Annotated in this window: 20 protein-coding genes; 11 read left to right on the forward strand and 9 right to left on the reverse strand. The window is 62.1% G+C overall.

Annotated features, from left to right (window positions below):
* Positions 1 to 266: 266 nt before the first annotated feature.
* Positions 267 to 2,318: a putative bifunctional diguanylate cyclase/phosphodiesterase gene (locus KVQ74_RS19315; protein WP_217832763.1), complete on the reverse strand. Its 2,052-nt coding sequence runs from the start codon at positions 2,316 to 2,318 to the stop codon at positions 267 to 269.
* Positions 2,319 to 2,358: 40 nt separating this feature from the next.
* Here KVQ74_RS19315 and KVQ74_RS19320 point away from each other — a divergent pair, with 40 nt between their 5' ends.
* Positions 2,359 to 2,619, forward strand: coding sequence for a hypothetical protein (locus tag KVQ74_RS19320; protein ID WP_217832764.1), 261 nt, complete (start codon positions 2,359 to 2,361; stop codon positions 2,617 to 2,619).
* A 40-nt stretch (positions 2,620 to 2,659) separates the two neighbouring features.
* Here KVQ74_RS19320 and KVQ74_RS19325 read toward each other — a convergent pair whose 3' ends face one another.
* From KVQ74_RS19325 to KVQ74_RS19335, 3 genes are all read right to left on the reverse strand, one after another.
* Positions 2,660 to 3,256, reverse strand: a complete 597-nt coding sequence (locus KVQ74_RS19325; RefSeq protein ID WP_003227660.1) for a superoxide dismutase — start codon at positions 3,254 to 3,256, stop codon at positions 2,660 to 2,662.
* A gap of 176 nt (positions 3,257 to 3,432) precedes the next feature.
* Entirely contained in the window at positions 3,433 to 4,035 is a 603-nt protein-coding gene (locus KVQ74_RS19330) for a LysE/ArgO family amino acid transporter (RefSeq protein WP_217832765.1), read from the reverse strand.
* 5 nt (positions 4,036 to 4,040) lie between these two features.
* Entirely contained in the window at positions 4,041 to 4,442 is a 402-nt protein-coding gene (locus KVQ74_RS19335) for an ACT domain-containing protein (protein ID WP_217832766.1), read from the reverse strand.
* Positions 4,443 to 4,538: 96 nt separating this feature from the next.
* Here KVQ74_RS19335 and KVQ74_RS19340 point away from each other — a divergent pair, with 96 nt between their 5' ends.
* The 4 genes from KVQ74_RS19340 (at position 4,539) to KVQ74_RS19355 (ending at position 8,425) form a co-directional block, all read left to right on the forward strand.
* Positions 4,539 to 5,432: a LysR family transcriptional regulator ArgP gene (locus KVQ74_RS19340; RefSeq protein ID WP_217832767.1), complete on the forward strand. Its 894-nt coding sequence runs from the start codon at positions 4,539 to 4,541 to the stop codon at positions 5,430 to 5,432.
* A gap of 54 nt (positions 5,433 to 5,486) precedes the next feature.
* Entirely contained in the window at positions 5,487 to 6,479 is a 993-nt protein-coding gene (locus KVQ74_RS19345) for an NAD-dependent epimerase/dehydratase family protein (RefSeq protein ID WP_217832768.1), read from the forward strand.
* Between the two features lie 120 nt (positions 6,480 to 6,599).
* The gene (locus KVQ74_RS19350) at positions 6,600 to 7,460 is read left to right on the forward strand and encodes an ATPase (protein WP_217832769.1); all 861 of its coding nucleotides are present in this window, start codon (positions 6,600 to 6,602) and stop codon (positions 7,458 to 7,460) included.
* Positions 7,461 to 7,576: 116 nt separating this feature from the next.
* A complete protein-coding gene (locus KVQ74_RS19355) occupies positions 7,577 to 8,425 on the forward strand; it encodes a cache domain-containing protein (protein WP_217832770.1) in 849 nt (282 codons plus the stop codon).
* Between the two features lie 25 nt (positions 8,426 to 8,450).
* Here the strand turns inward: KVQ74_RS19355 and KVQ74_RS19360 are convergent, their stop codons facing one another.
* Positions 8,451 to 9,968, reverse strand: coding sequence for an MDR family MFS transporter (locus tag KVQ74_RS19360; protein ID WP_217832771.1), 1,518 nt, complete (start codon positions 9,966 to 9,968; stop codon positions 8,451 to 8,453).
* Between the two features lie 79 nt (positions 9,969 to 10,047).
* Positions 10,048 to 11,232 (reverse strand): 4-hydroxybenzoate 3-monooxygenase, encoded by a 1,185-nt coding sequence (gene pobA / locus KVQ74_RS19365; RefSeq protein ID WP_217832957.1) that lies wholly within the window; start codon positions 11,230 to 11,232, stop codon positions 10,048 to 10,050.
* 187 nt (positions 11,233 to 11,419) lie between these two features.
* Here pobA and KVQ74_RS19370 point away from each other — a divergent pair, with 187 nt between their 5' ends.
* A complete protein-coding gene (locus KVQ74_RS19370; RefSeq protein WP_217832772.1) occupies positions 11,420 to 12,304 on the forward strand; it encodes a helix-turn-helix domain-containing protein in 885 nt (294 codons plus the stop codon).
* Between the two features lie 99 nt (positions 12,305 to 12,403).
* Here the strand turns inward: KVQ74_RS19370 and KVQ74_RS19375 are convergent, their stop codons facing one another.
* Positions 12,404 to 12,580, reverse strand: coding sequence for a hypothetical protein (locus KVQ74_RS19375; RefSeq protein ID WP_217832773.1), 177 nt, complete (start codon positions 12,578 to 12,580; stop codon positions 12,404 to 12,406).
* Between the two features lie 126 nt (positions 12,581 to 12,706).
* Complete coding sequence (locus tag KVQ74_RS19380; protein ID WP_217832774.1) at positions 12,707 to 13,612, reverse strand: LysR family transcriptional regulator; 906 nt, start codon at positions 13,610 to 13,612, stop codon at positions 12,707 to 12,709.
* Positions 13,613 to 13,727: 115 nt separating this feature from the next.
* Here KVQ74_RS19380 and KVQ74_RS19385 point away from each other — a divergent pair, with 115 nt between their 5' ends.
* Together KVQ74_RS19385 and KVQ74_RS19390 are read left to right on the forward strand one after the other, a co-directional pair.
* Positions 13,728 to 14,606 (forward strand): MBL fold metallo-hydrolase, encoded by an 879-nt coding sequence (locus tag KVQ74_RS19385; RefSeq protein WP_217832775.1) that lies wholly within the window; start codon positions 13,728 to 13,730, stop codon positions 14,604 to 14,606.
* A 52-nt stretch (positions 14,607 to 14,658) separates the two neighbouring features.
* Positions 14,659 to 15,273 carry an NAD(P)-dependent oxidoreductase gene (locus tag KVQ74_RS19390; RefSeq protein WP_217832776.1) on the forward strand — a complete coding sequence of 205 codons (615 nt, stop codon included), beginning with the start codon at positions 14,659 to 14,661 and terminating at the stop codon, positions 15,271 to 15,273.
* Between the two features lie 202 nt (positions 15,274 to 15,475).
* On the opposite strand, the gene KVQ74_RS19395 is transcribed toward KVQ74_RS19390, so the two are convergent.
* Positions 15,476 to 16,357, reverse strand: coding sequence for a LysR substrate-binding domain-containing protein (locus tag KVQ74_RS19395; protein ID WP_217832777.1), 882 nt, complete (start codon positions 16,355 to 16,357; stop codon positions 15,476 to 15,478).
* A 165-nt stretch (positions 16,358 to 16,522) separates the two neighbouring features.
* Between KVQ74_RS19395 and KVQ74_RS19400 the strand changes: the two genes are divergently transcribed.
* The 3 genes from KVQ74_RS19400 to KVQ74_RS19410 all read left to right on the forward strand — a co-directional run bounded on the left by KVQ74_RS19400 (position 16,523) and on the right by KVQ74_RS19410 (position 20,926).
* The gene (locus tag KVQ74_RS19400) at positions 16,523 to 18,160 is read left to right on the forward strand and encodes a 5-guanidino-2-oxopentanoate decarboxylase (protein WP_217832778.1); all 1,638 of its coding nucleotides are present in this window, start codon (positions 16,523 to 16,525) and stop codon (positions 18,158 to 18,160) included.
* Positions 18,157 to 19,605 (forward strand): aldehyde dehydrogenase family protein, encoded by a 1,449-nt coding sequence (locus tag KVQ74_RS19405; protein ID WP_217832779.1) that lies wholly within the window; start codon positions 18,157 to 18,159, stop codon positions 19,603 to 19,605. The genes KVQ74_RS19400 and KVQ74_RS19405 overlap by 4 nt, the downstream gene beginning before the upstream one ends.
* 217 nt (positions 19,606 to 19,822) lie before the next feature.
* Positions 19,823 to 20,926, forward strand: a complete 1,104-nt coding sequence (locus tag KVQ74_RS19410) for an extracellular solute-binding protein (protein WP_217832780.1) — start codon at positions 19,823 to 19,825, stop codon at positions 20,924 to 20,926.
* Positions 20,927 to 20,983 lie beyond the last annotated feature (57 nt).

Genomic DNA, 20,983 nt, shown 5'->3' on the forward strand with positions numbered 1-20,983 from the left:
CGAACACATCGAGAGGAGGTGCAGCGAAGCAAACCGCAGGCAATGCCCCCGGATGAATCCCGTAACGAAGGAATCCCGAGCCTAGGCGAGGGGCCGAACGCCGGGGCCAAGCCTTTTGGGTTACCTTTTTGCTGGGCCGGCATTCCGGCGTTTGAAAAAGGTGACTCGCCGTAAGGGCGAAACCGCCATCAGCAACACCCACAGAAACGGATATTCACCCAAACCCCAAGAACCTGGCCGGCCCAGAGGCCGCCAAGGTTACAACCCTATAAAATCGCCGCATTACTCCGCTGCGCCTGCTTGAGATAAACACTCAACTCCCGCGCCGGCAACGGCTTGCTGTAGTGATACCCCTGACCTTCGTGGCACCCCTCGGAGATGATGTAAGTCTCCTGCTCGGCAGTCTCCACGCCCTCGGCAATCACCTGCATGCCCAGGCTCTTGCCCAACTGGATGATCGCGCGAACGATGGTCGCATCATCGTCGTCATCCAGCAGATCCTGCACGAAACTCTTGTCGATCTTGATCTTGTCCAGCGGCAGGCTCTTCAGATAGCTCAGCGACGAATAGCCGGTGCCGAAGTCGTCGATGGCGATCAGCGCGCCGGAGCGGCGCAGGCTCAACAGGTGCTGGGCGGCGGTGCTGATGTCTTCCATCAGGCCGGTTTCGGTGACTTCCAGCTCCAGGCTGCGCGGCGGCAGGCGATACATCTGCAACAGGTTGTTGACCACGCGCGGAAGCTCCGCGTGGTGCAGTTGCACCGTGGACAGGTTGACCGCCATGCGCAGGTCGATGAAACCCTGGTCGTGCCATTCGCGCAGTTGCTTGCAGGCCTGATCCAGCACCCACTCGCCGATGGCGATGATGGTGCCGTTCTGTTCGGCCAGTGGAATGAACAGGTCCGGCGGCACCAGGCCGTGTTCCGGATGCTGCCAGCGAATCAGCGCCTCGACGCCCACTACGCGGTGATCGCGGTAACTGATCTGCGGTTGATAGACGAGGTAGAACTGATCGCGCAGCAAGGCATCGCGCAGGTCTTTTTCCAGTTCGCGGCGCCGACGCATTTCGCTGTCGACGCTGGCGATATAGAACTGATAACGGTTGCGCGAGCGGGTCTTGGCCAGGGTCATGGTCTGTTCGGCTTTCTGCAACAGCTTCTCGGTGCTGTCGCCATCCTCCGGGAACAGGGTGATGCCGATGGTCGCGCGCAGGCGGATTTCCTGATGGTCGAGGGCGAATGGCGCCTCGAGATCATCGAGGATGCTTTGCGCCAGTTCCGCCGCTTCGTAAGGTTGTTCGATATCGGCCTGTACCAGGGCGAACTGGTCGCCGCCGAGGCGGGCGAGGGCGCCGAGACGACCGCTGTGGGCGCGCAACCGGTCGGCGAGGGCCAGCAGCAACTGGTCGCCGGTCTGGTAGCTGAATTGTTCGTTGATCCCCTTGAAATCATCCAGCCCCACGCACAACACCGCGACCCGGCGTTGCAACTTGCCGGCGTCCACCAGGATCTTGTCCAGTTGCTGCTGCAATTGCTGACGGTTCGGCAGGCCGGTGAGGAAGTCGTACTGGGCCATGCGCAGCAGGCTGTTTTCCGCTTCGTGGCGCAGGTGGGTGTTACGTTCGATTGATTCGAGCAACTGGTTGGCGGTGTTGATCCAGATCCCCAGTTCGTTTTTCTCGTGGCCCTTGAGCTGCGGAATCTTGTGTTCGCTGGGGCGGTCCGGGTTGATCTCGGTGAGGTGTTCGATGATCCGCGACAGCGGCTTGGTCAGCAGCCAGTGATAGACCAGATACAGCACCAGACCCATGGCCAGGGCGCGCAGCACGCCGGAAATGAAGATGATGACCGAACTGACAATGAAGCTCTCGCCGTACGTGGCGGTGTCGAGGGTGATGCTCAGGTCGCCGTAATACTCGCTGTACGGGCCGCGTCCGACCAGTTGAGTGGTGAACGTGCGTTCCTGGCCGAGGATCAGGTCGGTCAGCCAGCGGCTGTTGGAATGCTGCAGGTCGCGGGATTTCTGCGCGAGCATGGCTTCGTTGGGATGGCCGATGGAGGCCTGACGCACGGCATCGTCCTGGAACAGGCCTTCGATCACCTGCATGCCCATCTCCCGATCCAGGCTGTAGACCGCCTGTGTCGAGGGATCGCGAAACATGTCGAGGATGCGTTCGGCATCGCCGGCGACGGCCTGGCGTGTTTTATAGGCATCGAAAACAATCTGCGCGCAGCTCAAGACCACGCCGACGATCAATGCCGACAGGAGCACGACCCGGAGCAACTTCACCGACAAGCTGTTCTTGAGTTCCAGCTTCAAAGGGTTATTCCTTGTTCCGTGCGGGTAGCGTCAAGTTGCCATGAGTATTGGCAATCCCGTGTTGGCAGTCAAAGGGACAATCAAGCCTTGGGCGAATCGCCTGAAACTTGGCCAATATGCGGCTGACTGGAGTATTTGCCCTATTCGTACTGTTTCGGTTGTTTACGCCTCCAACTTGAGGGGAACGAGCGAAATTTTCCTCTGTTTGATGTTAGTCCGCCGTGGCTCGGGAGCAAGCGCGCCGGGGCGCTATTCGCTGTGGGAAATCTCTGATGCCGGCGCGGATGTTTTTTCGGCATAAAAAAACCCGGCAACAGCCGGGTTTTTGTCTGGCGCGCAGCTTAAGCGGTGAAGGTCTTGCCTTCGAACTGCTCGGCCACGAACTTCCAGTTGACCAGGTTCCAGAACGCTTCAACGTACTTCGGACGCAGGTTGCGGTAGTCGATGTAGTAGGCGTGTTCCCAGACGTCGCAGGTCAGCAGCGGGGTGTCGCCGCTGGTCAGCGGGTTGCCGGCGCCGATGGTGCTGGCCAGGGCCAGGGAACCGTCAGCCTTTTTCACCAGCCAGCCCCAGCCGGAACCGAAGGTGCCGATGGAAGTCTTGCTGAACTCTTCCTTGAACTTGTCGAACGAACCGAAAGCCGCATTGATGGCTTCAGCCAGTGCGCCGGTTGGTTGACCGCCGGCGTTTGGCGCCAGACAGTTCCAGTAGAAGGTGTGGTTCCAGACCTGAGCGGCGTTGTTGAAGATGCCGCCCGAGGAAGTCTTGACGATTTCTTCCAGGGTCTTGCCTTCGAACTCGGTGCCTGGCACCAGGTTGTTCAGGTTCACGACATAGGTGTTGTGGTGCTTGTCGTGGTGGAACTCCAGGGTTTCCTTGGAAATGTGCGGCTGCAGGGCATCGTGTGCGTAAGGCAGCGGCGGCAATTCGAAAGCCATGATGATTCTCCTAATCAGGTCTGTTGCGGTGAGCGCAAGGCCGATCACGGGCGGCCGGAAATACGCCGGCGAGTTTTTACTCTTTGCGGCGCAGGGTTCGGATCATAGCACCGGGGTAGCGGCATAACCACGCAACAACTGTGTGGGATAGAGGTTCCAGAGCTGTTTGGAATAAATCACGAAGCCAATATCAATTGTCCGGCCACGGTGAACATCATCACCGCCACCAGCAGATCGAGAATCCGCCAGGTGCTCGGCCGCGCCAGCCACGGTGCCAGCCACGCCGCGCCGAGGGCCAGGGTGAAGAACCACAGCAGCGACGCACTCGCCGCACCGATCACGTAAGCGCCCGGCACTGATTGTTGGGCGCCGAGGGAGCCGATCAGCAATACGGTGTCGAGGTACACATGCGGGTTGAGCAGGGTCACCGCCAGCGCGCTGAGCATCACCGCGCGCAGAGAGCGCACGGTCTGGTTTTCGCCCTGATCCAGGCTCTGTTTCGAGAACGCCCGGCGCAATGCCTGGCTGCCATACCAGATCAAGAACGTGGCGCCACCCCAGCGGGCGATCGCCAGCAGCGTCGGGTTCTGCGCCAGGATCGTGGCGAGGCCGAATACTCCGGCCGCCACCAGAATCGCGTCGCAGACCACGCACAGTGCAGCCACCGGCAGGTGATGCTCGCGGCGCAGACTTTGCGCCAGCACAAAGGCGTTCTGGGTGCCGATCGCCATGATCAGCCCGAACGCCACCAGCAGCCCGTTCACATAGCTTTGCCACATAACCGTTACTCCGCGTTGGCTGCGAGATCGCGCAGTACTTGCAGGGCGCGCTCGGCGTCGGCCTGGCCGACAAACAAATGGTCGTGGTAGTAGCCGGCGATCACGTTGCAACTGATGCCGGCCTTGCCGAGTGCCGTGGCAAATGCAGCGGTGAGGCCGACCGCTTGCAGCGCCGAATGCACGTTCAGGGTGATCCACGCGGCGACGTAGTCGAAGCTGAAACCGGCGCGCTCGGCGTGGGAGCGTTCGAGGATGACCGTAAGGCCTTCCTGTTCGCGGAAACTTCCCACGACTTCCAGACCGCTCGGCAACCGGCCGTCGCGCAAGGTGCAGAACACGTATTCGCCGGGATTGAGCTGCGGACTCATGCTGCGCAGCAGGGTGGTCAACGAGGTTTCGCCCGCCATGGGAGTGATCCTTGATAAAGAGTGCTTGCTGGCTATTCTCGGGGCAGACGCTGTATAAGAAAAACCAATAGTGCTGATCGCTCATTAGGAAAACTGATGTTCGACTACAAATTGCTTTCCGCTCTGGCCGCCGTGGTCGAGCAGGCCGGATTCGAACGCGCGGCGCAGGTGCTGGGGCTTTCGCAGTCGGCGATTTCCCAGCGGATCAAACTGCTGGAGGCGCGGGTCGGCCAACCGGTGCTGGTGCGCGGCACGCCGCCGTCGCCGACCGAGATCGGTCGACGCCTGCTCAACCATGTGCAGCAGGTGCGCCTGCTCGAACGGGATCTGCAAGGCCTGGTGCCGGCGCTGGACGAAGAGGGGCTGCCGGAGCGTCTGCGCATCGCCCTCAACGCTGACAGTCTGGCGACCTGGTGGGCCGAGGCGGTGGGCGATTTCTGCGCCGAGCAGCATCTGTTGCTGGATCTGATCGTCGAAGACCAGACCGTCGGCCTCAAGCGCATGCGCGCCGGTGAGGTGGCGGCCTGTCTGTGCGCCAGCGAACGACCGGTGGCCGGCGCCCGCAGCGTGTTGCTCGGGGCGATGCGTTACCGGGCGCTGGCGAGCCCTGCGTTCATCGAGCGGCATTTCCCCGATGGCGTGCGCGCCGAACAACTGCCGCGTACCCCGGCGCTGGTGTTCGGCCCGGACGACTTCCTGCAACATCGCTACCTCGCTTCCCTCGGTGTCGATGGCGGTTTCGAGCATCACCTGTGCCCGTCCTCCGAGGGTTTCATCCGCTTGACGGAGGCCGGCCTGGGCTGGGGGCTGGTGCCGGAGCTGCAAGTGCGCGAGCAGTTGCAACGGGGTGTGTTGCGCGAACTGTTGCCAGATAAACCGATCGATGTGCCGTTGTACTGGCATCATTGGCGCAACGGCGGTCAGTTGCTGGGGCTGCTGACCGAGCAACTGGTGCGATCTTCGGGACAATGGCTGGTGCCGTTGGACTGACGGCCAGCGTCAAGACACCCGAATCAGGCAAAACGAAAGACAGCGGAGCTTTACATGAAAATTCTGGTCACCGGCGCAAGCGGCTTCATTGGCGGACGCTTTGCGCGTTTTGCCCTGGAGCAGGGCCTGGACGTGCGGGTCAACGGTCGCCGGGCCGAAGGTGTCGAGCATCTGGTGCGCCGGGGCGCCGAATTTGTCCAAGGCGACTTGAGCGACGCAGATCTGGTGCGTGAACTCTGCGCGGACGTCGAAGCCGTGGTGCATTGCGCTGGCGCCGTCGGCTTGTGGGGGCGCTATCCGGACTTTCATCAGGGCAATGTGCAGGTCACTGAAAACGTGGTCGAAGCCTGTCTCAAGCAGCGGGTGCGGCGGCTGGTGCATCTGTCGTCGCCGTCGATCTACTTCGATGGCCGCGACCATCTCGGCCTGACCGAAGAGCAAGTGCCCAAGCGCTTCAGGCATCCCTACGCAGCGACCAAGTACCTGGCTGAGCAGAAGGTCTTCGGCGCCCAGGAATTCGGCCTCGAAACCCTGGCCCTGCGCCCGCGCTTCGTCACTGGCGCAGGGGATATGAGCATCTTCCCGCGTTTGCTGAAGATGCAGCGCAAGGGGCGTCTGGCGATCATCGGCGACGGGCTGAACAAGGTCGATTTCACCAGCGTACACAACCTCAACGAAGCGCTGCTCAGCAGTCTGCTGGCGACCGGCTCCGCACTGGGCAAGGCCTATAACATCAGCAACGGAGCGCCGGTGCCGTTGTGGGATGTGGTCAATTACGTGATGCGCAGGATGGAAGTCCCGCAGGTCACCCGATACCGTTCCTACGGGCTGGCCTACAGCGTCGCGGCGCTCAACGAGGGCGCGTGCAAGCTCTGGCCGGGGCGCCCCGAGCCGACGTTGTCGCGCCTGGGCATGCAGGTCATGAACAAAAATTTCACCCTCGACATCAGCCGCGCCCGGCATTATCTGGACTACGATCCGAAAGTCAGTCTGTGGACGGCGCTCGATGAGTTCTGTGGCTGGTGGAAAGCCCAGGACATTCGTTGATACGAAACGGGCCGTCGGCCCGTGCTGAACCCTGCTACAGCTTGAGGGTCAATCCCTGCGGTCGCGGGGTTTATACTTCGCCGCAATCAGCCATTACCGCGTTTCCCAAAGGTTGCCTCAATGTCCATGCGTAACGATGCCCACGACGACGATTTCGATGATGTACCGAGCCTGCGCGCCGACAGCCTCGATGACGATGACTTCCCGACCACTACTCGCACCTCCGTGCACTCGCGCACGCCGCCGGTGGTCAAGGTCAAGTCCGCCAGTACCGGGCCGCTGTGGGCGCTGGTCGGCGCATTGTTCTTCGCTTTCATCGGCCTGGCCTGGTGGAGTTTCCAGCAGATCTCGCTGATGGAGCAGCAACTGGTGGCGACCCAGGAAAGTTTCGCGCGGATCAGTGAGGAAGCAGCGGGGCGCCTGCAAGACATTTCCGGCAAGGTCGTCGCCAGCCAGAGCAACGTCACCAGCGACAGTGAAGCCTTGAAGTTGCAGATCAAGCAACTGGAAAGCCGGCTCCAGGATCAGAACAAACAACAGCAGGGGCTGGCCGGGCAGCAGGCCACGGATCTGGACAAGCGCCTGGCGCAAATGGCCGCCCAGGCCACTGAGCAACAGACCGCCAACACTCAGCTGCAGGCCCAGGTCAAAGCCCTGAGCGCTGAACTGGCCACCCTCAAGAGCACCCCGGCCGACACCAGCAAGATCGAGGCCGAGTTCAAGAGCTTCGATGCGCAGTTCAAGAGCCTCGGTGCGGACATCGTGGCGCTGAAAAAACAGGGCAATCCGAGTGCCGCCATCGATCGTCTGGAACAGGAAATCGTGGTGCTCAAAAGCGAGCAGGACAATCGCCCGGCCGCAGCCCAGGGGGGCACCAACACGGCCGAGTTCGATGCCTTCCGTGGGCAGATGACCCGCAACATCAACACCCTCCAGGCGCAGATCCAGAACCTGCAACAGCAGATCAACTCGCGGCCTTGACGCCTCTTTGGCGAGGGAGGCGGCTCCCTCGCAATCTCCAGAAACCTACTGAATATTCATACATAACCCCAGGCCGTCTACGCTCTTGAAACACCAACAGGAACGAGGGATGCGTCATGGGGTTTGTGCATAAGCTGGCCTGGCTCGGCGTGGTGCTGATGCTGAGTCTCGGCCAGGCCAACGCTGCCAAAACGGAGAAGGACGACAGCCAGGCGGCCATCGCCTTGCTGGAGAAGGCCCTGGCCTACTACCACAACAACGGCGACAAGGCGTTTGCCGCTTTCAGTCGTCAGGGGGAGTTCGTCGACAAGGATCGCTACGTGTTCGTGGTCGACACCAAGGGCGTCATGCTCGCCAGCGGCGGGCCATCGTCGGCGCTGATCGGCCGGGATGTCAGCGAAGTGCTCGGGCCAGATTTGCAGAAAGCCTTCAAGGACGCCTTGAAAGTGCCGGAAGGCAACGGCATCCAGCAGGCAGAATACCGCTGGAAGAATCAGGCCGACGGCAAGGTCGAGCGCAAGCATGTGTATTACCAGCGCATCGGCCAGCGGATTCTGGCGGTCGGTTATTACCTGCCCCGGGCCTCGGCCGAGCAGGCGAAGGCGTTGCTGGACAAGGCCGCGACCGATCTGGGCAAGGACGAGAAGGGCACTTTGACGGCGATCAACTCACTCAAGGGCGGCTATCTGGTCGATGACTTGTATGTGTTCGTGGTCGACCTCACCAACCAGCGCTACGTCGCCCATGGCACCAACCTGCGTCTGATCAACACCGACTTCGGCAAGATCAAGGACCCCGAAGGCAAGCCGGTGGGCGAGCCGATCCTGGCGCTGATCGCCACACAGGACGAAGGCGAATACGAATACCGCTGGAAAAACCCGGTGACCGACAAGGTCGAGGACAAGCACGCCTACCTGAAGAAGGTCGGGCATTTTCTCGTGGCGGTCGGGTATTACAGCCCTTGAGCACATGATGGCCGGTGGGAGCCGGTTACCTGGCCGAGTGCTCCCGCCCGCGCAGCAGGTTGTTCGGCATGGCAATCGCCGCCGCCAGTCCCAGCAGCGACACCGCCGTGCTGACCCACAGTAAATGCCGGAACGTCACCAGCAACTCGGCGCGAAGGGCGTTCTGCGCATCGCCAGGGGCGGCATTCAGGCCGTCGAGCAGCACGTTGCCGGAGTGCCCCTCGCCCATCAATGAACTGCTCGCCAGGTGGGCGAAACTGGAGTCCTGCAACAACGCCAGCAACAGTGCCGACATCAACGCCACGCCCACCGCCCCGCCCAGCGAGCGGAACAGGTTGGTGGTGCTGGTGGCGACGCCGATGTCCTTTTGTGCCACCGAATTCTGGGTGCCGACCAGCGATGTCGGGAATTGCATGCCGCCGGCGATACCACTGAGCAGCATGAACAGACCGCTGAGCAGCGTCGCCTGGGGCGGACTGAGCGCCATGCCGATGATCGAGATCGGCATCAGGATCGCCCCGGTCAGGATCTGCGGTTTGTAGCGCCCGGTCACCGACGTGCGGCGGCCGGCGAAGTACGCGCCGATCGGCAGGCCCATCGCCAACGGCAGCAGGTGCAGCGCCGCGCTGTCGGCACCGGCGCCGGTGACGCTCTGGAAGCGCAGCGGCATCAGCACGATCAGCGAAATCGCCTGGAAACTGGTGAAGAAAATCGTGCACCAGCACAGCAGGGCGTTGCGATTGGCGAACAGGTGCATCGGCAGCAACGGCTCCCGCGCACGGCGTTCGTGCCAGACAAACACCGCCAGCACCACCACCGCACAGGCGAACAGTCCGAGGACTTCGCTGCTGCGCCACGAATGGCCCTGGCCGACCTGGGTGATCGCGAGCAGCAGGGCCGTCAGGCCGACGATCATCAGCAGCGTGCCGAGGTAATCGATGATCGGTTTGCGCTGCGGAATCGGCAGCCCGCGCAGATTGCGTCGCGCCACCCAAAACGCGCCCAGACCCAGCGGCAGGTTGATCAGGAACACCCAGCGCCAGGACAGGTATTCAGTCATGTAGCCGCCGAGTACCGGACCGGCGACGCTGGCCACCGCGTACATGCTGCTGAAGTACCCCTGATAACGCCCGCGCTCCCGTGGCGGCACGATGTCGCCGATGATCGCCTGGCTGACCGAAATCATCCCGCCGGCACCGATGCCCTGAAGGATGCGTGCCAGCACCAGTTGCTCCATGCTCTGGGCCATGCCGCAGAACAGCGAGGCGAGGGTAAACACGCCCATGCCGAACAGCATCAGTTTGCGTCGCCCGTACAAGTCACCGAGCTTGCCGTAGATCGGCACCGCTACCGTCATCGCCACCATGTAGCCGGAAATTACCCAGGCCAGCAGGCTGACGTCCTTGAACTGCGCGGAAATCGCCGGCATGGATACGGCGACGATGGTCTGGTCCAGCGCGCCCAGGAAGATCGCCATCATCAGCGCGACCAGCACGCTGCGAATGGCCGGTTTGGGCGTTTCGGGATGGTTGAGATTGGTCACGGGGAAAACCTGCGGGCTGTGAGATTCCCGCAGGTCATCTGGCGAGCGGGGATGCTCGCCAGTGTAAGTCGGTAGCAGGCTATTCGATAGCCTCATAAGGAAGTCCGACGTAATTTTCTGCAATGGTTTTCCGGCCCGCTTCCGAGTCGACGAAGTAGTCCAGCTCCGAAGCGCAGATCCGCTGACTGAAGTCATCGTACTCGTCGAAGCGATGCAGCATCGAGGTCATCCACCAGGAAAAACGCTCGGCTTTCCACACCCGGCGCAGGCAGATTGCAGAATACTTCTCCAGCAGTTCGGTGCGACCTTCGCGGTAAATCTTCAGCAGAATATTGAACAGGGTGCTGACATCGCTGGCCGCCAGATTCAAACCTTTGGCGCCGGTGGGCGGGACGATATGCGCCGCGTCGCCGACCAGAAACAGGCGCCCGTACTGCATGGGTTCGACGACAAAACTGCGCAGCGGCGCGATGCTTTTTTCAATCGACGGGCCGGTCACCAGCATATTGGCGAGGCTCGCGGGGAGGCGGTTTTTCAGCTCGTCCCAGAAGCGCTGATCCGACCACTCACTGACCTGCTCCTCGGCCGGCACTTGCAGGTAATAACGGGTGCGGGTCGCCGAACGCATGCTGCACAGGGCGAAGCCGCGTTCGTGGCGGGCGTAGACCAGTTCATCGTGAACCGGCGGCGTGTCGGCGAGAATGCCGAGCCAGCCAAACGGATAGACCCGTTCGAACACCTTCAGGCATTCCTCGGGAATGGCTTGACGGGCGACGCCGTGGAAACCGTCGCAACCGGCGATGTAGTCGCAGTCGACCCGCCAGGTTTCGCCGTCCTTTTCGAAGGTGACGAAGGCTTCGTCGCTTTTCATGCCGTGGGGAACGACATCGCGAGCTTCATAGATTGTCTGCCCGCCGGTCTCCCGACGAGCGGCCATCAGGTCGCGGGTGACTTCGGTCTGGCCATAGACCATTACGGTTTTTCCGCCAGTCAGGGTCTTCAGGTCGATGTGTACCAGACGTCCGTCCAGAGCCAGGTCGAAGCCTTCATGCACCAGGCCTTCACTGTCCATCCGATGGGCCACGCCGGCCTCGCGCAACAGCTCTACCATGCCCTGTTCGAGGACTCCGGCGCGGATTCGGCCGAGGACATAGTCGGGTGTCTGGCGTTCGAGAATCAGGGTGTCGATGCCGGCGTTATGCAGCAATTGACCGAGGAGTAATCCGGACGGACCGGCGCCAATGATGGCAACTTGGGTTTTCAGCGTTTTCATTGTTTTTGTCACTCGCAAGCTTCACGCGGCACGGACCGGTGAATGATTTTTATGGTTCGAGTGCTTGCATTTTTCCCTTGCGGGTCTGTCAATTGAAGGTGAAAACTGAGCCGATACCTGTACATTCTGCCAATCGGTGCGATTATCGCCCGCAACCCTCGAGGCCTGGATTGAAGTGATGAACAAGCCTGACCTGCCTTCGATTCCGGTGTTCAAGCTCTACGGTGAAAGCCTGGACTGGCCGACCCCCGACTTGCTGCACTGTGAAACCATCTCCAAACGCAGCCGCGACCATCAATGGGAAATCAAACCGCATCGCCATGCTGATCTGTGCCAGTTGCTCTTCGTTTTCAAAGGTCAGGCAGAGCTTGAAATCGAAGGTCAGCGCACACAACTGAACCAGGCCGCCATTCAGGTCCTGCCACCGCTCTCGGTGCATGGATTTCGTTTTTCCGAGGACGTCGAAGGTTTCGTCGTCACCCTGGCGACACCCCTGATCAATCATTTACAGACGCAACTGGGCAACTCGGTGTTCGCCCTGGCCCAGGCTGAAAGCTACCCGGCGGGCAAGGACGGCGAGTACCTCAACAGCTTGTTCGCGGCATTGCAGGCCGAATACAACGGTCACCAGCCGGCGCGCGAAATGCTCATGCATTCGCTGGTCAGCGTGATCATGGTCTGGGTCAGCCGCCAGGCGCTCACCCGCCAGCGCTCGAACCAGCGTCCGCAGCGTCAGCGCGAATACCTCAACGGTTTCATTCAACTGGTGGAGGAGACTTACCGACAGCACGTCAAGGTTGAAGACCTGGCCCATCGCCTGGGCATTTCGGTGTCACACCTTAACGGCACCTGTCGCGAGCTGGCGGGGCAACCGGCGTTGCAGATCATGCACGAGCGGCAATTGCTGGAGGCCAAGCGCCTGCTGACTTACACCAGCATGACCATCTATCAGATGTCCGAGGAATTGGGGTTTTCCGATCCAACCAACTTCACGCGCCTGTTCCGGCGCCGGGTGGGGATTTCGCCGAAGGCGTTTCGCGATCGCCTGAAGACCGAACCATGATTGTGGGCTTGCTCGCGAAGGCGTTGAATCAGTCGACATGCCTGTTGAATGACAAGGTGCATTGGCGAGCAAGCCTGCTCCCTCAAGAAGGCATCCGGATCAGCGCAGCGCGTTAAGCGTCGCGTTGTGCGGGATGCAGCGTTCCAGATTGCAGCTTGCGTAGTCCCGGGGCAGTTGTCGCAGTTGCTCCACCCGCCAGGCAGCGGTGCCGTAGAGCGCCAGCGTGGCCGCGCAGGTGATGAAAATCGCGAGGTATCTTCTTGTTTTGGTGTTCATGGCGTTGACCTCTGAACGAATACCCGTGGGTACTGTTTTCAGCATAGGTCAGCGCTGGGGACTTTCCAGCAAACGGGCTTGTACCCCGATATTCAGGACACTGATGCACCCGCTATGGAAGCGGGCTCACAGGCCAATATCCCATTCCGGCTGCCCGGGGAAGCGCTCCACCAGAAAATCCAGCATGCAGCGCAACGCGGCCGGCATGTGTTTGCGTGAGGCGTAGACCGCGTAAATGTTCATCTGCCGAGGTTCGGCATCGGGCAGCAGCCGAATCAATTCTCCCGTATGAATGTAGGTGCCGGCCTGATAAGTCGGCAGCATCGCCACGCCGGCGCCGGCCAGCGTGGCGCGCAGCAGGGTGCTGGCTTCGTTGGCGCTGATGTTGCCCTGCACCGGGACTGACACCGGCTCGCCGTGTTCTTCGAAATGCCACAGACTCTTGCCGAAATACGAGTGAGTCAGGCAGTTGTGCCGGCTCAGCTCTTCGACCCGGCGGGGTGTCGGGTGCTCTTGCAGATAAGCCGGCGCGGCACAGACCACCGAGCGACAGACGGTCAGGCGTCGAGCGATCAGGTTCGGGTCGAGGTCGCTGCTGGTGCGAATCGCCAGGTCGATGCGTTCATCCACCAGGTTCACCGTGCGATCGAGCATTTGCAGATCGATGTTGACCCCCGGATAGCGTTTGACGAACACCGCCACGGCGTCGGCCAGTTGCGCCTGACCGAAGGAGGTGCTGACGCTGATCCGCAGCAATCCGCGCGGCGCGTCCTGGGGTTCGCTGACGGCGGCCTGCATGTCGCCGGACAGCTCCAGCATCTGCCGACAGCGCGGCAGCACTTCGTTGCCGGCGGCGGTCAGGCTCAATTTGCGCGTGGTGCGATGCATCAGGCGCGCGCCGACCCAGTCTTCCAGTTCTGCCAGATACCGCGACACCACCGGCCGCGACAGGTCCAGGTGATCGGCCGCCGCCGACTGGCTACCCAGATCCACCACCGTGACAAACACCCGCATTGCTTGGAGACGATCCATGATTTGCCCGCTTTCAGAAACAAACTATGTTCAAGCATCGCATTTTTTGTACCGAGTCTGGCAACTAAGCTCTGTACCCATCGCCAAGCATGGCATTCGGACAACGGAGCAACAGATGATCGGCTTCACGGCTCTCAAACGCGTTTTACTGGCCACCGCCACCCTCGGTTTCGCTGCGCACGCGGCGGCGGCCAACCTGACCCTCGATGTCTACAACCCGGGCACCAACGCGATTTTCCCGGTGACCTCGGTACTGGTCAGCGGCGAGAAGGACGCGATTCTGGTCGACGCCCAGTTCGGCAAATCCCAGGCCGAGCAAGTGGTCGAAAAAATTCGCGCCAGCGGCAAGCAACTGACCACCATCTACATCAGCCATGGCGACCCGGACTACTATTTTGGCCTCGACACCCTGACCCAGGCTTTCCCGAACGCCAAAGTGCTGGCTTCGCAACCGACCGTCGATCACATCAAGCAGACCGTCGACGGCAAACTGGCCTTCTGGGGGCCGAAAATGGGTGCCGACGTGCCGGCCAAGACCATCGTTCCCGGCGTGCTCAAAGGCGACAGCCTGATGCTCGAAGGGCAGAAGCTGCAGGTGATCGGTCTTGATGGCAAACAGCCGGATCGCAGCTTCGTGTGGATTCCGTCGCTCAAGGCCGTGGTTGGTGGCGTGGTGGTAGCGCAGAACATCCACGTGTGGATGGCCGACACCCAGACCGCGCAATCCCACGCCGACTGGCTGCAAACCCTGCATTCGATCCAGACCCTGAAACCGCAGACCGTGGTGCCGGGACACTACCTCGGCGACAGCGACCGTTCGCTGAAAGCCGTGACCTTTACCGCCGACTACATCAAGGCGTTCGACGAAGAAACGGCCAAGGCCAAGGACTCTGCAGCACTGATCGCCGCGATGAAAAAACGCTACCCGACACTGGGCGAGGAAAGCTCCCTGGAGCTGAGCGCCAAGGTCGCCAAGGGCGAGATGAAGTGGTAATCGCCTGACCTGTTTATTGATGCACATACACTCAAGCCAACTGGAGAACGTCATGAGCAAGATCGCAATCATCGGAGCCACCGGCCGGGCCGGCAGCCAATTGCTGGAAGAAGCACTGCGTCGCGGCCATAGCGTCACGGCCATCGCCCGCGACACCTCGAAGATCGGCGTCCGTGCCGGTGTGGTCAGCCAGAATGTCGATGTGCTGGACGCGGCCGCGCTGCAAGCGGTCGTGGCCGGTCACGATGTGGTGATCAGCGCCGCGCATTTCACCACCGTCCCGGCCAGCGCCGTGATTGGCCCGGTGAAGCAGGCCGGCGTGAAGCGCTTGCTGGTCGTGGGCGGGGCCGGTTCGCTGTTGCTGCCGGACGGCACACGGGTGATCGACAGCGCCGGTTTCCCGGCCGAGTACAAGACCGAAGCGAGTGCCGGGGGGGCGTTTCTTGAGGCGTTGCGTCAGGAGCAGGAACTGGACTGGACGTTCCTGTCGCCCTCGGCGCAGTTTGTCGAAGGCGAGCGCAGTGGCGCGTTCCGGGTTGGCAAGGATGACCTGCTGGTGAGTGCCGAAGGGCGTAGCTGGATTACCTTTGCCGATTACGCGATTGCGTTGATCGACGAAGTGGAAACGCCGAAGCATTCGCGGCAGCGGTTTACCGTTGGGTATTGAGTGATCGTGAGGGTGGTGACCGGCTGGAGAATCACCCCCTCACCCCAACCCTCTCCCCCAAGGGGGCGAGGGGGAAGGGAGCTGATCTTCGTGCTTTCCAAAGCCTGAGGTCGGCTCGGAATTTCAGGTCGGTGCAGTTCTCAAGCAACCGACAGTCAGTCCCCCCCCTCTCCCCGGGAGAGGGTCAGGGTGAGGGCAAGCTTCACCGCCGATGGGCCTGCTCCACCAGCCATGTCATCAACTCCCGCAGTTTCGCCGAAGGCTGCTGTTTCTCCGGCATCACCACGTAATACCCCATCCCCGTCCGCACCTTCAGCTCAAACGGCATCACCAGCCGTCCGGCATTCAGGTCGTCGCCGATCAGTGACCAGTCGCCAATCGCCACGCCCGTGCCGTGGGAGGCCATCGACATGGCCTGGTCCAGGGTCTCGAAATGCTGACCGCTGCCAATGTTGCTCAGTTGCAAGTCAGCGGCCTTGAGCCAGACCTTCCAGTCTTGATCGTTATGGGTCGGATGCAGCAGCAAATGCTGTTGCAGATCCGCCGGGACGAGCAATGCCGGCAGGCCTTTGAGCAGCGTCGGCGAACAGACGGGCGTCAGTTGCTCATCGAACAGATGCAGGGCGGTCAACGAGTGGTCCGGTGGCGTGCCGTAGATCACGGCGGCATCGAATTGCTCGCGCTGGAAATCCACCCCATGAGCCAGTGTGGTCGTCAGTTTCACCGGCACATCCGGGCGTTCCCGTTGCCACTGCAAAAGGCGCGGCACCAGCCAGCGCATCGCGCAACTCGGGGCCTTGAGTTGCAGGGTCTGGTGCGTCTGGCCGATTTGCTCCATCCCGTCGCCAATCAGTGCGAACGCCTGTTGCACCCGTGGCAGCCACTCGCGACCCTCGGCGGTCAACTCGAGGCCGCGCGCCAGTCGGATGAACAACTCGTAACCCAGATGATCCTCAAGCCCGGCGATCTGTCGGCTCACCGCGCCCTGGGTGATGTGCAACTGCTCGGCGGCGCGGGTGAAGTTGCAGCACTGCGCAGTGATCAGAAACGTATACAGGGCGGGCAGGGGCGGCAGTCGTTTCATTTGGATCCAAGGTATGACGTGAGGACATGGCTAGTATGACTTTTTATCGATTGTTGCTGCCACCTGCCAACCGTTCAATGAGGCCATCCCACGGGCCGCTGCGGGAGCGAGCAAGCCTGCTCTCGCAGCGGCCCGGTGTCTCAAACGAATAAGAAGGGCAATGACATGGCGACGTGTGGCGAAGTACTGGTCAAGTTACTCGAAGGTTACGGGGTCGAGCAGGTGTTCGGCATTCCCGGGGTGCATACCGTGGAGCTGTATCGCGGGCTGGCCCGTTCGAGCATCAACCACGTCACCCCACGCCATGAGCAGGGCGCCGGCTTCATGGCCGACGGCTACGCCCGCACCAGCGGCAAACCGGGTGTGTGCTTCATCATCACCGGCCCGGGCATGACCAACATCACCACCGCCATGGGCCAGGCTTATGCTGATTCGATCCCGATGCTGGTGATCTCCAGCGTGCAGACCCGCAACCAGTTGGGCGGCGGTCGCGGCAAGCTCCACGAGTTGCCGAACCAGAGTGCGCTGGTCGGCGGCGTAGCGGCGTTTTCCCACACCCTGATGTCCGCCTCTGAATTGCCCGGTGTCCTGGCCCGCGCCTTTGCGCTGTTCCAGGCCGGGCGTCCGCGTCCGGTGCATATCGAGATTCCGCTGGACGTACTGGTGGAAGAGGCCGATGAGCTGCTCGCCAGTGTCCCGGTCAGCATCGACCGCGCCGGTGCCGCGCCCGGTGCCGTTAACCGCATGGCACAGTTGCTGGCCGGTGCCCGTCGTCCGTTGATCCTCGCCGGTGGCGGCGCGATCGATGCCGCCGCCGAACTCACCGAACTGGCCGAACTGCTCGACGCCCCGGTGGCGCTGACCATCAACGCCAAAGGCATGTTGCCGTCCAGTCATCCGCTGCTGATCGGTTCGACCCAGAGTCTGGTCGCCACCCGTGCCCTGGTGGCGGATGCCGATGTGGTGCTGGCGATAGGCACCGAACTGGCCGAGACCGATTACGACGTCACCTTCGCCGGTGGCTTCGAGATCCCCGGCAAGTTGCTGCGCATCGACATCGACGCCGACCAGACCGTGCGCAACTACCCGCCGCACGTTGCCCTGGTGGCTGACTCGCGCAACGCCGCGCATGCCCTGTTGACGGCGTTGTCGCACCTGCCGCTGGCCGGGCGTCGCAACGATTGGGGCCAGGTGCGCGCCGCGCGTCTGCGCAATGATCTGGCGGCCACCTGGGACGCACCGACCCTGGCCCAGACCCGCTTCCTCGAAACCGTGCTGCATGAGCTTCCGGACGCGGTGTTCGTCGGCGACTCCACGCAACCGGTGTACACCGGCAACCTCACGTTCAACCCAGAGCGTCCGCGCCGCTGGTTCAACTCGTCCACCGGTTACGGCACCCTCGGTTATGCCTTGCCGGCGGCAATCGGCGCGTGGCTCGGTGGCCAGGTCGAGGATGGCGCCCGTCCTCCGGTGGTCTGCCTGATCGGTGATGGCGGCCTGCAATTCACCCTGCCGGAGCTGGCCAGTGCCGTGGAAGCGCGCACCCCGGTGATCGTCTTGCTGTGGAACAACCAGGGCTACGAAGAGATCAAGAAATACATGGTCAACCGCGCCATCGAGCCGGTCGGCGTGGACATCTACACCCCGGATTTCATTGGTGTCGCCAAGGCCCTGGGCTGCGCGGCGGAGTCGATCAATACGGTCGAACAACTGCGCGGCGCGTTGCGTGCCGCCGCCGACCGGCAAGGCCCGAGCGTGATTGAGATCGATCAGACCCAATGGATGAAGGCGGTGGCCAAATGAGCTTTCCAACAACCCTCGACGGCCTCTACATCAATGGCCAATGGTCCGCCGGTGGTGAACATCTGCGCGTCATCAACCCGGCCACCGAAGCGCTGCTGACCACGGTCAATGGCGGTGACGAACGCGCGGTCGGGCAAGCGGTGAGCGCCGCCAGCGAAGCGTTCAAGTCGTGGTCGCAAACCACCGGCGCCGAGCGCGGGGCGCTCCTGCGCAACATCGCCAACGGCGTGCGCAACGGTCGCGATCACCTGATGAAGTTGCAGTCGAGCAACAACGGCAAACCGCAATTCGAAGCGGCCATCGACGTCGATGACGTGATCGCCACGTTCGAGTATTACGCCGAACTCGCCGAAGGCCTCGACGGCAAACAGGACAGCAACGTGCCGCTGCCCAGCGACGATTTCAGCGCGCGTCTGCGTCGTGAGCCGTGCGGCGTGGTCGGGCTGATCGTGCCGTGGAATTTTCCGATGGTCACCACGGCCTGGAAACTCGCCCCGGCGTTGGCAGCAGGCTGCTGCGTGGTGCTCAAGCCTTCCGAGGTCACGCCGCTGCCGGAGCTGGAACTGGCTGCGATCATTGCCGAGGCCGGTCTGCCGGACGGCGTGTTCAACCTGGTGTGCGGCACCGGTCTGGCGGTCGGTGCGCCGCTGTCGGCGGACCCGCGCATTGCCAAGATTTCCTTCACCGGCAGCAACGCGGTCGGTGTGCAAGTGATGCAGCGTGCCGCTGAAGCCGTAAAGGGTGTGAGCCTGGAGCTGGGTGGCAAGTCCTCGCTGCTGGTGCTGGCCGATGCCGACCTCGATCTGGCGGTGGAGCTGGCGTGCGGCGGCGCGTTCTTCAACGCCGGGCAAATGTGCTCGGCCACCAGCCGGGTGCTGGTTGCCGATGAGCTGGCGGATGAGTTTCTGATGCGCCTCAAGTCGCGAGCGGAAAAAATTCGCGTGGCCGACCCGTTCGACCCGGACGTCGAGATGGGCGCACTGGTCAATCAGGCGCAGTACCAGCGAGTGCTGGGCCACATTGATCGCGGTTTGAGCGCCGGAGCGAGGCTGGTGTGTGGCGGCAATCGTCCCGCCGAACTGTCGCGCGGCTATTTTTTGCAGCCGACGGTGTTCACCGACGTGCCCCTCGACAGTGCGCTGTGGTGCGAAGAGATTTTCGGGCCGGTGGTGTGCGTGCGCAGTTTCAGCAGCGAAGCCGAGGCGATCGCCCTGGCCAATGACAGCCGTTTCGGCCTGGTGGCCAGCGTCGTGAGCCGCGATGGCGACGCGGCGGATCGCGTCGCCAATGCCTTGCAGGCCGGGCTTGTGTGGCTCAACGCGCCGCAGGTGATTTTCCCGCAGACGGCGTGGGGCGGCTACAAGCAGAGCAGCATCGGCCGCGAATTGGGGCCGTGGGGCCTGGCGGCATTTCAGGAAATCAAACACGTTGTTCGGGCGCTCTGAGCGCCCGAAAAAGGTGAGCGCGTGCCTCGCAACGAGGCATGCGTCGGCGTCATGGCTTCAATGAGTTTTTATCGATAGTCAGGTGTTTTGCACGACCTCAGGATGAACCCGCCGGCAGCGTTGAAGCCCTTGTGAAACGGAGCTTTCAGCGGACCCGGCCGCGCGGATGCAACGGTTGCGACCAACCTCATACTTAAAAGAACAAAGGGAGTCCTTCATGGGCAAGCATGATCTGAACAGGCGTCAATTCATTAAAACCGTCGGCGTGGCTTCCGTGGCTGCGGCCGCCATGAGCATGCCCTTCATCGGGGCCCGCGCCAGCGACACCCGGTTCGCCGGCAAGACCCTGCGTTTGCTGACCTGGTCGGATGACACCGGCCTCGCCGCACTGCGCAACATCGCCGCCACGTTCGAAGCCAAGACCGGTGCCAAAGTGATCGCCGACCGCACGGGCAGCACGTCGGAAATGGTCGCCAAGCTCAAGGCCGGCGGTGATCGTCCGCAGTACGACATCATCACCCTGGCCGGGGTCGGCGCCGAAGGCCTGGCTGCCGCCGGGCTGCTGGAAAAGCCCGACCTGAACCGCATCCCCAACCTGATCGATGTGCCGGAGAAATACCGCACCGGCGCCAATGGGCACGGCATCGGTTACCTGCTGTGGTGCAACAGTCTGGTGTACAGCACCCGCACCCAGAAAGAAGTGCCGGACAGTTACGCTGCGCTGTGGGATGCCGATCTGGCGCCGAACATCTTCCTGCCGCCGCCGAACTGGACCGAGGCGATGGACCTGATCATCATCGCCGCCAAACTCGCCGGCGGTGACGAGCACAACATCGAGCCGGGCTTCAAGAAACTCGCCGAACTCAAGGACCGCGTGGTGACGCTGGGCGAAAACCCGAACCAGATTGCCGAGCTGTTCCGCACCGGTTCGCTGGACATGGGCGGCCTGTACGCACCGGCGTTCTTCCCCAAGCAGATCCGCGACCCGAACTACGGGCTGGGCGCCACGTTCGGCATGAAGGAAGGCTTCTACACCGACCTGATGCTGTCGGTGATGCCGAAAAACCGTCCCGGCGACACCGACCTCGCTTACGCCTTCATCGACCACTCCCTCGATCCGCTGGTGCAGGGCAAGATGGCCGAGGACATCTTCAACGGTCCGGTCAATGCCAAGGCGATCATTTCCGCCGAGGCACGCAAGAGCCCGTTCATCCTCACCCCTGAGCAAATTGCCGAGAAGGCGATCATGCACGACAACGCCTTCCTGGCCACCGTGCATGACCAGTGGATTCGTCGCTATACGGAAATCTTTTCTTCCTGACGCAGGCCTCCCACGCGCCGCACGTTCACTGTGGGAGCGGGCGGTGTCTGGGAGATC

Origin of the sequence: Pseudomonas botevensis (genome assembly GCF_019145475.1) — a bacterium.
Taxonomy (GTDB): domain Bacteria; phylum Pseudomonadota; class Gammaproteobacteria; order Pseudomonadales; family Pseudomonadaceae; genus Aquipseudomonas; species Aquipseudomonas botevensis.